This window comes from Algoriphagus namhaensis, from assembly GCF_042649705.1.
Classification (GTDB): domain Bacteria; phylum Bacteroidota; class Bacteroidia; order Cytophagales; family Cyclobacteriaceae; genus Algoriphagus; species Algoriphagus namhaensis.
In genome coordinates, this window is the sequence record NZ_JBHRZS010000007.1 from 379,382 (window position 1) to 392,461 (window position 13,080).

Annotated in this window: 9 protein-coding genes; 7 read left to right on the forward strand and 2 right to left on the reverse strand. The window is 42.6% G+C overall.

The annotated features are described in order from the left end of the window. Positions 1-136: 136 nt before the first annotated feature. The gene (locus ACFOSV_RS09925; RefSeq protein ID WP_377905854.1) at positions 137-1,042 is read right to left on the reverse strand and encodes a YitT family protein; all 906 of its coding nucleotides are present in this window, start codon (positions 1,040-1,042) and stop codon (positions 137-139) included. A 174-nt stretch (positions 1,043-1,216) separates the two neighbouring features. Here ACFOSV_RS09925 and ACFOSV_RS09930 point away from each other — a divergent pair, with 174 nt between their 5' ends. The 4 genes from ACFOSV_RS09930 to ACFOSV_RS09945 are packed head-to-tail and all read left to right on the forward strand — an operon-like array spanning position 1,217 to position 5,246. Beyond that, positions 1,217-2,641, forward strand: coding sequence for a circularly permuted type 2 ATP-grasp protein (locus ACFOSV_RS09930; RefSeq protein WP_377905855.1), 1,425 nt, complete (start codon positions 1,217-1,219; stop codon positions 2,639-2,641). 18 nt (positions 2,642-2,659) lie between these two features. Then, entirely contained in the window at positions 2,660-3,640 is a 981-nt protein-coding gene (locus ACFOSV_RS09935) for an alpha-E domain-containing protein (protein ID WP_377905856.1), read from the forward strand. Next, positions 3,637-4,380 carry a peptidase gene (locus ACFOSV_RS09940; protein ID WP_377905857.1) on the forward strand — a complete coding sequence of 248 codons (744 nt, stop codon included), beginning with the start codon at positions 3,637-3,639 and terminating at the stop codon, positions 4,378-4,380. The genes ACFOSV_RS09935 and ACFOSV_RS09940 overlap by 4 nt, the downstream gene beginning before the upstream one ends. A gap of 5 nt (positions 4,381-4,385) precedes the next feature. Then, complete coding sequence (locus ACFOSV_RS09945) at positions 4,386-5,246, forward strand: transglutaminase family protein (protein WP_377905858.1); 861 nt, start codon at positions 4,386-4,388, stop codon at positions 5,244-5,246. Here the strand turns inward: ACFOSV_RS09945 and ACFOSV_RS09950 are convergent. Continuing rightward, on the reverse strand, positions 5,243-6,001 hold the full coding sequence (locus tag ACFOSV_RS09950; protein ID WP_377905859.1) for a DUF6503 family protein: 759 nt from the start codon (positions 5,999-6,001) through the stop codon (positions 5,243-5,245). The two genes, ACFOSV_RS09945 and ACFOSV_RS09950, sit on opposite strands and share 4 nt — an antisense overlap. Before the next feature lie 177 nt (positions 6,002-6,178). On the opposite strand from ACFOSV_RS09950, the gene ACFOSV_RS09955 reads away from it, so the two are divergent. The 3 genes from ACFOSV_RS09955 (at position 6,179) to ACFOSV_RS09965 (ending at position 13,029) form a co-directional block, all read left to right on the forward strand. Then, a complete protein-coding gene (locus tag ACFOSV_RS09955) occupies positions 6,179-7,414 on the forward strand; it encodes a PepSY-associated TM helix domain-containing protein (protein ID WP_377905860.1) in 1,236 nt (411 codons plus the stop codon). Between the two features lie 129 nt (positions 7,415-7,543). Next, positions 7,544-11,884: a CusA/CzcA family heavy metal efflux RND transporter gene (locus ACFOSV_RS09960; RefSeq protein ID WP_377905861.1), complete on the forward strand. Its 4,341-nt coding sequence runs from the start codon at positions 7,544-7,546 to the stop codon at positions 11,882-11,884. Further along, positions 11,884-13,029, forward strand: a complete 1,146-nt coding sequence (locus tag ACFOSV_RS09965; protein ID WP_377905862.1) for an efflux RND transporter periplasmic adaptor subunit — start codon at positions 11,884-11,886, stop codon at positions 13,027-13,029. The genes ACFOSV_RS09960 and ACFOSV_RS09965 overlap by 1 nt, the downstream gene beginning before the upstream one ends. Positions 13,030-13,080: the final 51 nt, after the last annotated feature.

The following is a 13,080-nucleotide window of genomic DNA, read 5'->3' on the forward strand; positions in this document are numbered from 1 at the left end:
CTGAATTTTTAGAAACAAGAAACAAAGACCTGTCTACGAGTGATCGTGGGACAGGTCTTTTTGTTTTTAGGAAGGATGGAATTCTTCCAATTTTGAATGATTAATTGATCCTGCTTTCATCAATAATTGCCCAATGTCAATGCAGTGGTCGTTTCTTAATCATTCCTCCCTTGGTGTCTTTTATGGGATATTGGATCACAAATGCTTTGGGATCGAGTTTATCAATCTCCGACAGCATTTTGGTCACCTCTAGTCGGGTAATTACACAAAAAAGCACCTTCCGATCCGGGAGTAGTTTGGCGTTAGCTCCATAGCCTCCATCGGATTTGAGCACAGTTACCCCTCGACCTAGATCGTGAGAAATCATAGATTTGATTTCTTCCGAATACTGTGACATGATCATCACTCCTAGATATTCTTCGACACCATTGATGATAAAGTCCACGGTCTTGGATGCCGAAAAGTAAGTAAGCATGGAGTACATGGCTGTTTCCAAATTCACAAAAAAAGCGGCTACGATAAATAAACAAACGTTGAAAACGGTGATAAAATCCCCTACGGTAAGACTGGATCTTCTGCTTACCGAAATTGCCAAAACCTCCGTACCATCAATCACTGCTCCCCCTCGGATGGCAAAGCCTATTCCACTACCCAAGAAGAATCCACCAAAAACGGCGATAAGCAACTTATCGGCTGTGATAGTGGGGAGTTCTATAAAGTGAACCAAAAGAGCCAAGCCGAAAATGGCAAGAGTGCTTTTTACGGCAAAGATGACGGATACTTGCCTTGCTCCAAGGAGGATAAAGGGTAGATTCACCAAGATGATCAATACGGAGAGATTGACTGGCGTAAGCAACTCTAGGAGCAGGGACATACCCATGGCCCCTCCATCAAAAAAGCCATTGGGTAGTAAAAATGCTTTTAGGCCAATACTGGCCATCACCACTCCGATCATGATGAAAAGAGCATCTTTGACATGCCTCCATAAAGTCACGCGCTTTACCCAATTGGCATCTTGTATTTTTAGTAATCGCTTTACCATTCCTTAAAGGTATTAATCTCAAGTCAATTTTATCGCAAAAAACTTAGCCTTCAATTTTTGAAGAAAACACAAATTCTCGTCTGATTTATTGAATAGCTTATAAAAATTGGCCTCTAGTTTTTATTTTTAACTAATAAGTATATCTTTTCTTCCCTAATAATTGAGACAGACTATATGAAGACAGAGGGATATAAATCAGGTGAACATCACGATGAAATGTTTACCCCAGAAGGAGAGATTAGGCCACACTACCTAGAGTTTTGTGAGACCCTGAAGAAGACTTCGCCAAAAAAAATGAAGCACTTGCAATTTTCTGCCAATCAAACCCAGCGGGCCATGGGAATGACTTTCAATGTGTACCATGATAATCAAGGTTTGGAGAAAATACTGCATCTGGATATTATCCCCCGAATCATCCCAAATTCCGAGTGGAGAAAACTAGAAGCAGGGCTAAAGCAGCGAACCAAAGCACTCAATATGTTTCTCCAGGACATTTACAATGAACGCAAAATCTTGAATGATGGAATTGTTCCCTCCGAATTGATTTTGCAGAGCAAAGACTACCTGCAACCTTGCGTAGGTCTTACTCCCCCTAAAGGCATTTGGTGTCATATTACAGGGACCGATTTGGTAAAAGCTAAGGATGGAGAGTACTATATTTTAGAGGATAATCTCCGATGTCCTTCCGGCGTGTCCTATATGCTGGAAAGTAGAGAAATTATTAAAAGGGTATATCCTCAACTCTTCAATTCTCGCGGTGTTATGCCCGTATCGGATTATCCGGCAAAACTTCTGAAAATGCTTCAGAATCTTTCTGACAAACCTAAGCCTGTGGTTGGAGTATTGACCCCTGGAATTTACAATTCGGCTTACTATGAGCATTCCTATCTTGCCTTGCAAATGGGAGTGGAGCTGGTAAATGGGGTGGACTTGATTGTGGAAAACAATATTGTTTACATGCAGACCACTCGTGGGTTGGAGCAAATTGATGTATTGTACCGTCGCATCGACGACACATTCTTAGATCCCTTGGCATTTAATCCAGATTCCATGCTGGGTGTTCCAGGACTTTTTGAAGCCTATAAGGCTGGGAATATTGCTTTAGCAAATGCGCCTGGAACAGGTGTGGCAGATGACAAGGCGGTCTATGCTTATGTACCAAAAATTATAGAGTATTATCTGGGTGAAAAGCCCATTTTGAATAACGTGCCCACTTTCCTCTGTCGTGAGGAAAAAGATAGAAAATACGTTCTGGACAATATCGCCGACCTTGTGGTCAAAGAAACCAACGCGGCCGGTGGCTACGGGATGCTTATTGGTCCAAAGGCTACGAAGGAGGAGCATGAGAAATTCAAGAAATTGATTGCGGATAATCCGACCAATTACATTGCCCAGCCCACTTTGTCCTTATCTACTGTCCCCACACTTACGGAAGAAAAAATTGAGGGAAGACATGTGGACTTACGCCCCTATATTTTGTACGGTGAAGAGATTGAAGTGATTCCAGGGGCATTGACTCGGGTAGCCTTGAAAAAAGGCTCACTTGTGGTGAATAGCTCCCAAGGTGGAGGAAGTAAGGATACTTGGGTTTTATATTAATATTTAAATCAGAAAAACATGCTAAGTAGAGTAGCAAACCATATTTACTGGCTAGGAAGATACCTAGAGCGGGCTGAGAATTATGCACGTTTTATCGATGTGAATTTTAATCTAATGCAAGATCTGCCTGTAGATTTGAAGGAGCAATGGAAGCCATTGGTAGCAGCCACAGGAGATCTTGACCTTTACCTAAGGTCGCATGATACCTTTGAGAGCAAACAGGTGCTTCATTTTTTAACATTTGATCAGGAAAATCCAAACTCCATATATTCTGCGGTGAAAAGCGCCAGAGAAAATGCGCGGATCATTCGAGAAAATCTTAGTAAAGAAACTTGGGAGAAGGCAAATGAGCTGTACTATCTGCTGAAAGAAGGAGAGGAGAAAAAGATCTGGAAAAAAGAGGACCCTCGTGCATTTTACGAGAAGGTGAAAAATCAAATTTTATTGATTTATGGCATTGCAGATAGTAGCGTGGCGAGAGTGGAGGGTTGGTATTTTCGTCAGCTAGGGCAATATCTGGAGCGCGCAGATAAGACCTCCAGAATGCTGGATGTCAAATACCATATCCTATTGCCTTCAGAGCAAGAGGTTGGGACACCGCTTGACTTTTTGCATTGGATGGCCTTGCTAAAGTCCGTCACTGCATTTAATACCTATCGTCGCGTCTATGGCAATATTGAGCCATCGAATGTGGTGGAGTTTTTGGTCTTGAATAAGTTTTTCCCCAGATCAATCTATTTCTGTCTGCGCGAAGCGGAAAAATGCCTACATCAAATTTCTGATAACCTTGGTGATGGATATAAAAACAGTGCAGAACGAGCTATTGGAGAGCTTCGGTCCAAATTGGAATTTGCAGAAGTTGGAGAGATTATTGACTTTGGCCTGCATGAATACTTGGATAATCTTCAAGTAAAAATCAACACAATCTCTGATGAAATAAATCGCAACTTCTTCACGATAAGGGATAACTTTGCGCAGCAATCAAATCAACAAGAATGACATTTTGCCTCGGGATAAAAACCAAGGAAGGAATAGTGGGGCTTTCCGACACACGAATCACCACTGGAAGTGAGACCACCTCTTCAAAAAAGGTCTATACGGTAAATAGAAAAAAGCATTCGTTTTTTATCATGACTTCTGGTTTGAGATCTGTAAGAGACAAGGCCATTACCTATTTTTCTGAAGTGATCCAGCGAAAGGATGATTCCTTTACAAAACTTTACCATGCGGTAAATGAATTTGGGAATCAGGTGCGGATCGTGGCCAAAGAGGACAAACAGTATCTAGAAGATTCCGGCCTTAGTTTTAATGTATATTCTATCATTGGAGGACAACTAGAAGAGGACACCGAACCCAAACTATACCTACTTTACCCACAAGGCAATTGGATCGAAATCCGAAGAGGGACTCCCTTTGTGATCATAGGAAATGGAGGCTTTGGTAACCCTGTTTTGCGAAGGTCGCTCTCGTACGACAATAGCCTTGAATACGCCTTAAAATGTGCTTTTCTAGCCTTCGATGCCACGAGGATTTCTGCAAATGATGTGGATTTTCCCATTGATACGGTGGTTTTGGCGAATGACTCTTACCACATCGCTGAGCAACGCTTTGAGCAAAAGGAATTGGAGCACATCTCAAGTTTCTGGAACGATCGCCTAAAAAAAGCAATTGAGGAACTGCCTGCAGAGGTGTTAAAACAGGCATTGGAAGGAAGCTCCATCTCAGTGCCCCAAGAATAAACTAAATGAAACTCGCTATACAGCATCTTACCCGATATACCTATGGAGGACCAGTGGTGTTGGGCATGCACAAGCTGTTTTTGGTTCCGCAGTACCGTTCATTTCAGAAGGTCCTAAAAAGAGATTTGATCATTTCACCAATCCCTCAGGGTAAGGCCGTGAGAACCGATATGGTCGGGAATTCCTTTGATTTAGTTTGGTTCGATCAACCCTGCTCAGAACTGGAGATTCGAAGTGATCTACTTATTTCTTGTCAAGAATTTAACCCTTTCGCATTTATCATTGATCCAGAGTTTATTCTCACCTATGATCAGAATTCATCTGGCTTATTTTCCTATTCTGATGAGACCGTTGAATTAATCTCGGCTTATGTGCATTCGGAGATTGGGGACAATGGGAAACAAATAGCCAAGGAGTTTTTTTCGAAAGCCTCAGATTTGCTGAGCTTCTTGGTTGACCTTACCAGCTATGTGCATACCGATTGGGAGCACTTGATCCGAGAGGAGGAAAACCTTTGGACAGCCGAAAAAACTTTTAAATCCAAAACAGGCTCCTGCAGGGATTTGGCTTGGATGCAGATGAACTTACTTGGCACTTTAGGCTTGGCCAGCCGATTTGTAAGTGGGTATGCATTTAACCCAGAACTTTCCACTGGTCATGAACTTCACGCTTGGCTGGAAGTCTATTTGCCCGGGGCGGGCTGGGTAGGAATGGATCCTAGTTTGGGATTATTGACCGACCATAGCTACGTCCCACTGGCGTTTCATCCAAGACCAGAAAATACTTTGCCTGTTCAAGGCAAATACGGAGGGCAAACAGATTCAAAGCTTTTCACCGAGGTATCTATCCAAAAGGTAGGAGATTAATCTGCAAATACTCCATTGGTTGGCTTTTCGAATAGGGACTCATCAAAGCCCTCATCGAGTAAGAGTATGTCTGCGAAACTCACCTGATATCGAACTTTAGTGGTCTCATTATTTTCTAGAGTATAGCCTGTGAGAATTCTTGGGAAAATAAGTCCATTTGCATTTCGATAGTCGTCATATTTCAATGCACTTAGACTTGGATTTGGATTGCCAAAAAAGGTCACCGTGTAAAGTAAATATTCGAGTCTATTCGTCTCTGGATTGATGAGCATAAAATATTGGTCTTCTGGGCTATCCCCTTTGTCAGAGTCAAATTTTGCTGCAAAAGTTGGATAGGAAATGCCGTTAAGGGCGCGATTTTCAACCTTAGTCACAGTCACTCCCGGATCCGTGAATACGTAAGGAATGGCATAAAAATAGAAATAAAGGTTGTGGTAAAAGCGAACAGAATTCCCGCCGAAGGACTCTCGATTTGGGCTGATCCATGCCTGTTCTCCATCAAACCCAATCTGGAAATTGTCCGCATCTATTCGCGTTTTACGAGTATCTAGATTGATGAAATGCGTTTCCTTAGTCAAGTTCGTTTCATGGATCATTTGATAACTCATCGCTTTCGCCTGATAAAACTGTTCCCAATCTCCATGGGCTTCAAGAACTTTTTCGAATTCAGGATCCAAAGTGGGTAAGGTTTTTTTCTCTTGAGAACATGCAGATAGAGTGACGAGTAGAATGAAAACCGGGATGAACTTTCGCATAGCTTAAAGGATTGAAATCGAAAGATAAAAAGACTTCAGATGCCAAGTAGAGTTGGGCCGACTTTTACCTTAATTAAAATTGATCTAAACAAAAATTATTCTTAGAATTGATCTAAATAGTAATAATTCTTTTTTAATTTTGACTCGAATTAATCAGAACTTCAAACCGATTTCACTATGTCCACTAGTTCTTCTGGCCTCTGGAAAAAAGTACGAAACATCTTCAATCAAATTCACCTTTATGCCGGACTGGTTTGCGGACTTATTGTTGTCGCAGTTTGCTTCAGTGGCACGCTTTACGTGTACAATACTGAGATTCGTGAATTTTTTGATTCTGAACTTTATTTCGTGGAGCCTAGCGGAGATCGGATGTCGGCAGAAGAGATCAAATCCAATTTGGAATCGGAATTAAATAAATCCGTCACTCAGGTTTTTTGGATGGAAGATGCAGATCGGGCTGCTCAATTTACTTTACTCGGCGAAGGAGAAGAGGGGAGAGGAACTACCTTCTATGTTAATCCCTTCACAGGCGAAATTCTCGGCGACAATACTACGAGAACGGCTACCCAAGAGTTTATGAGTTCCATGTTTAGCCTGCATCGCTGGTTACTTTTGGACCGCGTGGAGGCGCCAATTCTCGAAAGCATGGGCAATCGAGATTTGGGTAGATTGATCAATGGTATTTCCACGACACTTTTCTTACTAGGAGTGCTTACAGGGATTGTGATTTGGGTTCCCAATAAATTAAAAAACTGGAAGCAGGGTCTGAAAATCAAATGGTCGGGAAATTGGAAGAGAGTGAATCACGATCTGCATAATTCATTGGCATTTTATTCTCTTATCGCTTTGTTTTTGATGTCGGCTACGGGGCTTTTTTGGTCCTTCAACTGGTATCGAGAGGGCTGGCAAAAGACTTGGGATACTTACCAGAGTGAAGCCGAGCGAGAGGCGGAGCGAAATAAGCCGCAGCCTGTCTTTGAAAACCCCAAATCTTTTACCCTAGATGAGATCATCGCCGCGACAGAAAGTCACTTGGGCTATGTGGGTAACACCCGCATTTCAATTCCTTCGGATTTGACTAAAACTATCGACGTCCGACAATACAAAACCAATTTGACGGCATCTCCTGGTTCGGATAATCTAAGTTTATCTCCCGAAGATCTTGATTTGGTTGAGGCTAGCCTATTTAGTGAATTGCCAGTCAGACAACAGATTGGCAGATCAGTTAAGTACCTGCACACCGGCGAAATTTTTGGTCAAGTGTCCAAGTTCATTTGGTTCTTGGCTTGTTTGATTGCCACCTCTTTGCCGATCACCGGGACTTTGATTTGGTGGAATAAACGAAAGAAAAAGCCATCTTCTTCCCGAAGAAAAGTAGGACGTTCCTCAACAAGGAAAATGGAAATGGCTTGAGGCTACTTTTCCGCCAACTTGCCCCTTTATTTAGTCCATTTTTGAATAGCGATTCATTCGTGTAAAAGTGACTTTTGTCTTAGTACGCCAGTGATTTTTCATTCAACTTTAAGATTGTAACTCAGTCTTATGTTGGAAAGAATCATTTCTTGGAGTCTAAAAAATAAACTCATCATCTTTTTGCTGATCGCAGCGTGGGTAGGGTTTGGAATATATGCGCTTACCAAACTATCTATTGGAGCGGTCCCTGATGTGACCAATAACCAGGTCCAAGTCATCACCACTTCTAGAAATTTAGCCACAGAGGATGTAGAAAAGTATCTCACTTATCCAGTGGAATTGGAAATGGCGAATTTACCTGGAGTGAAGGAAATCCGCTCCATTTCTAAGTTTGGTCTTTCTGTGGTGACTATTGTTTTTGAGGATGATATGGGGACTTATCTCCCTCGTCAGTTAATTGCAGAACGAATCAAAATTGCCCAAGAACAAATTCCTGCCGGATTTGGTCAGCCATTTATGGGTCCGATTTCCACCGGTTTGGGAGAAATCTATCAATATGTGATCGATGTCAAGCTGGGATACGAGGATCAATATTCTATCACTGATTTACGCACCATTCAAGATTGGGTAGTTCGTCGTCAACTCTCAGGAATAGAAGGAGTGGTGGAGGTCAATACCTGGGGCGGATTTCTCAAGCAATATGAAATTGCAATCAATCCAGAACGGTTGAAAGCTATGCACGTGAGTTTGACAGAAGTTTATGACGCCTTACTCAAAAATAATTCGGTAGCAGGTGGAAGCTATATCGAAAAATCCAACGAGAGCTTTTTTATCCGAGGGGAAGGACTTGTAGAAAGTCTGGAGGATATCGGAAATATTGTGGTGGAGGTAAGAGATGGGGCACCCATTTATATTAGAGATCTCGCGAAAGTAGGTTTTGGTCATGCTAATCGCTTTGGAGCAATCACAGCAAATGGAGAGGGAGAAAAAGTCCTAGGTCAGGTGATGATGTTGAAAGGAGCTGGGTCAAAAGCCACCATTGATCGAGTGAAAGAACGTATCGCAGAAATCGAGCCTACCCTGCCTGAAGGGGTCATCATTAATGGGTTTTTGGATCGATCTGAATTAATTGGACGTACTACTTTTACCATAGCCGAGAATCTGATTTTAGGCTGTTTAATCGTGATTTTTGTAGTGGTCCTGCTTCTTGGAAATATCCGCTCAGGATTGGTCGTAGCATCTGTGATACCCTTGAGTTTGTTATTCGCGATTTCCCTCATGTACATTTTTGGAGTTGATGCGAATTTGATGAGCCTTGGGGCAATTGATTTTGGAATTATAATTGACGGTGCCGTAATCATTGTAGAGTTTATCGCCTTCCAATTCACAAAAATTGGTGGTGATTTTAAAAACCTGAGTGCTGAACAGATTCGATCCAAGAAAGACGGAGTGGCACTCGAAGGCGCATCCAAAATGATGCACTCAGCAGTATTTGGCCAGATCATAATTATCATCGTATTCATTCCGATTTTAAGCTTAAGTGGGGTGGAGGGGAAAATGTTTAGACCCATGGCTGAGGTTTTTAGCTTCGCGCTGATTGGAGCCATGATCCTAGGATTGACCTATATCCCCGTAGTCTCTTCCTTGTTTTTGAAAACCACACCTCCCGGACCAAAGAATATCTCAACGCGAATTATCAAGGCAATTAATAAAGCCTATGAGCCTGGAATTAAATGGGCATTAGATCATTCTAAGGCTGTTTTAATCGGGGCGTTTGGCTTATTGCTCGTTACGGTTTTTGTTTTTTCTAGGATGGGTTCTGAGTTTGTTCCTACGCTGGATGAAGGTGATTTTGTGATCCAACCTGTATTAAAAACAGGTACTACACTTACGAACACGGTGGAAACAATGACGCAGATTGAAACTATTTTGAAACAGTTTCCAGAAGTAAATCAGATCGTGACGAGAATTGGGGCAGCGGAAATCCCAACCGATCCCATGTCCATGGAGGAGACCGACGTAATCGTCACATTACACCCCCCGTCTGAGTGGACAACTGTGGAAACCAAGGATGAACTTGCAGAGGTCTTCAAAGAAGCACTTGAAATTATACCTGGATTGGAATTTGAATTCACTCAGCCCATCGAAATGAGATTTAATGAATTGATTACGGGGGTGAGGGCTGACTTGGCGATCAAAGTGTTTGGGGAAGATCTGGATATTTTGCTCCAGACTGCTGAAAAAATTGAAGCAGCCATACAGAACGTCGAAGGCGCAGCAGATATCATTCTCGAGAAAGTCGATGGCTTACCTCAGATGAAAATAGAATACGATCGATCTAAAATTGCCCGATATGGACTGAATATCGAGGATGTAAATCAGGTCGTCACCATGGGATTCGCTGGCCAAACAGCTGGAAAAGTTTTTGAGGGTGAGCGACAGTTTGACTTGGTGGTACGCTTTGAAGAAGATTTCCGTAAGGATATCAGCAATCTAGACAATGCGTCAGTTCAAGTGCCTTCGGGTGGTTTTGTTCCACTTTCTGAATTGGCCAAGATTACGTACACTAAAGGCCCAGCAAAAATTTCCAGGGACGATACGCAAAGGAGAGTGGTAATCGGGGTAAATGTTAGAAACCGTGATTTACAATCCGTGGTGAATGATGTTCAGGAAATAGTGACTACTCAGATCGATATTCCCGAAGGTTACCGGGTGGATTATGGCGGACAGTTTGAAAATCTTGAGCAAGCCAGAAATCGTCTGCTCATCGCTGTTCCGATAGCTCTGGTCTTGATCTTTTTGCTTTTGTACTTTGCTTTTTCTTCAACGCGGGATGCCATCATGATTTATTCGGCTATTCCACTTTCAGCAATTGGCGGGGTGTTTTTGCTTTGGTTCCGAGATATGCCATTTAGTATATCGGCTGGAGTTGGTTTTATTGCCCTTTTTGGTATTGCAGTATTGAATGGGATCGTGCTTATCGAACATTTCAAATCCATGGAATCAAAATTCACCAATCTCAAGGAACTTGTGTTTGTCGGAGCCAAGGAAAGATTACGCCCTGTTTTACTGACTGCATCGGCTGCGGCAATGGGATTTTTGCCTATGGCGATTTCTACGTCTGCAGGGGCTGAGGTACAGCGTCCTTTGGCCACGGTGGTAGTTGGAGGTCTATTTACAGCTACATTTCTCACGCTTTTTGTCCTACCTGTCCTTTATGTGATGTTTAAAAAATCGGATTCAAAAGGTGATTCTCTCTCAAGTGCAGGCACGAGCAAAGTCGTAGTAACCCTTCTTCTTTTGCTTTGCGGAATTCCAGCTTTGGCACAAGAAAATGCGGAGTCTATTACCTTAGAAGAAGCTTTGGAATTGGCTGAAAGTCGAAACCTTAAAATTCAGGCAGCAGACAAAGCCATCGAATCTGCCATGGCCCGACAGGGCGCAGGATGGACTCTGGACAAAACCCGTGTTTATTACGGTTTTGACCAAAATGATATCGCTGAGAATGGTATCTACAACCGTGTTTGGGGAGTCACCCAAAACTTCGCTTTTCCAAGTCTGTACAGTGCCCAAAAGAACCTTTTACAAGATCAGGCCATGATTCGAGGGTATGAATCAGAATTGGAGAAAAGAAAAGTGAGAGCAGCAGTAAGCAAGGCTTATCTCACCGTTCAACATTTCCAGAGTTTGGTGGATCATTATGATTTTTTGGATAGTCTCTATTCGGTGTTTGCCAATGCAGCAAATCGCAGATTCGAAACAGGGGAGACCAATTACTTAGAAAAGTTGACAGCTCAAGGAAAGCTGCAAGAGATCAAGCTGAAAAAGTCAGAGGTTGCCCAAAACTTTGAGGTTGCCCTAGACGAATTGAAAATGGAATTGAATTGGGAAGATGAGCTTTCTGTCAGCCGGGAATTAACTGATCTCCAACTACAAGAATTGCAGGATTGGGAAGAGCATCCCGGGGTGAAATACTATGAGGGGATTACAGCTCAGGCATATCACCAGACGACTATAGAAAAGCGAAAACTGCTTCCAGATATTTTTGTTGACTATTTTCAGGGTACCAATCCGGGTGCTGGGGCTGCGACCTATCCTGGATTTCAGGCGGGTATAGCTATTCCTCTCTTTTTTGGAGCACAAAAATCAGAGATAAAATCTAGCCAACTTCAGCAAGAGCAAATTATGCTTGAAGCAGAAAGCTACCAAAATAGCCTTCAGACCAAGTATGGCCAGCTGCAGGCACAACTTGCTCAGCAAGAAAAAGTCATTGACTATTTTGAGCAAGAAGGAAATGATCTCGCTGCGCAACTTATCCAGCAGGCCCAACGATCCTATCAGGAGGGACAAATTGATTTCCTCGAATACGCTATGCTTCTGGAAAATTCCAGAAATATCACCCTACAGTATCTTGAGAGTCGCTACGACTATCAACTCAATATTTTAAAAATGAATTATCTGATCGACTAATGAAAACCAAGCAATTATCCCTCCCAGCACTAGTTCTGCCTTTGGTTTTATTCCTAAGTTTTGCCTGTGGCGAAGCCAAAAATGAAAATGAATCGCTTGTATTAACTGAAGTTGATGGCACCTATATCGAGCTGAGTACAGCACAATTCGAAACCATGAAAATGCAGTGGGGTAGGCTGGACTCTGGGCAATTTTCAGAATCGATCACCGTTCAGGGTTCCGTTCAAGTCCCCGTTGAAAGCATGCAGGAGGTCAGCGCTTTTTATGGAGGGTATGTAAGTGGAATGGAATTACTTGAGGGCCAAGAAGTCAGAAGAGGTCAGGTTTTATTTTCGCTGGAGAATCCTGATTTCATTCTTTTACAACAAGATTACCTGGAAGCTAAAAGTCAATTGGCTTACCTCCAATCAGAATACGAGCGGCAAAAGACCCTTTACAGTGAGCAGATTTCTTCGCAAAAGAGCTATCTCAAAGCAGAGGCCGATTATCAGGGGACAAGAGCCAAGGCCGAGAGTCTCAAGCGTCAGCTTCAACTTTTGAATATCAATGCAGATGAATTGAAGCCTGAGACCATGCGGTCAAAAATCCCGATTTATTCACCCATTTCTGGATTTGTCACCAAAATCAATGCCGTGCCAGGGATATTCATCCAGCCAACAGATATTGCTGTAAGCCTCATTAGCAAGGAGCATTTGCACATGGAGTTGATGGTTTTTGAGCGAGATGCTACCGTGATCAAAAAAGGGCAACAAGTAAAGGTCAGGATTCCCGAAGTTTCCTCCGAAGTGATGATGGCCGAAGTTTTTATGGTGGGTCAGTCCATCAATGAAGCTCGTCAAATCAATGTTCATGCACATCTAAAAGATGAATCCAAAGAATCACTTTTGGTTCCTGGGATGTTTTTGGAAGCTGAAATCCAGAAAGATGCCAAGGCTGGATGGGCTATTGATCAATCCGCGGTGCTGGAGTCCGAGGGTGAAACGGTAGTTTTGGTACTTCGTGAAAAGACGGCTGATTCATATCGACTTGAGCGCGTACAAGTGGTCACTGGGCAAAAAGAAGGAGATCGAATCGAAATTTTATCCATGGAAACCCTATCGCCAAAGGATGACATTTTGATAAAAGGAGGCTTTAATTTATTGTAAATTCAGGCTGCATGGTTGAGTGTAACCTACAAAACACTTACTTTATGGTGG

Bases quoted from the DNA above. Each gene is read 5' to 3' on its own strand.
- ACFOSV_RS09925 (WP_377905854.1), bottom strand. From the start codon at position 1,042: ATGGTAAAGCGATTACTAAAAATACAAGATGCCAATTGGGTAAAGCGC.
- ACFOSV_RS09930 (WP_377905855.1), top strand. From the start codon at position 1,217: ATGAAGACAGAGGGATATAAATCAGGTGAACATCACGATGAAATGTTT.
- ACFOSV_RS09935 (WP_377905856.1), top strand. From the start codon at position 2,660: ATGCTAAGTAGAGTAGCAAACCATATTTACTGGCTAGGAAGATACCTA.
- ACFOSV_RS09940 (WP_377905857.1), top strand. From the start codon at position 3,637: ATGACATTTTGCCTCGGGATAAAAACCAAGGAAGGAATAGTGGGGCTT.
- ACFOSV_RS09945 (WP_377905858.1), top strand. From the start codon at position 4,386: ATGAAACTCGCTATACAGCATCTTACCCGATATACCTATGGAGGACCA.
- ACFOSV_RS09950 (WP_377905859.1), bottom strand. From the start codon at position 6,001: ATGCGAAAGTTCATCCCGGTTTTCATTCTACTCGTCACTCTATCTGCA.
- ACFOSV_RS09955 (WP_377905860.1), top strand. From the start codon at position 6,179: ATGTCCACTAGTTCTTCTGGCCTCTGGAAAAAAGTACGAAACATCTTC.
- ACFOSV_RS09960 (WP_377905861.1), top strand. From the start codon at position 7,544: ATGTTGGAAAGAATCATTTCTTGGAGTCTAAAAAATAAACTCATCATC.
- ACFOSV_RS09965 (WP_377905862.1), top strand. From the start codon at position 11,884: ATGAAAACCAAGCAATTATCCCTCCCAGCACTAGTTCTGCCTTTGGTT.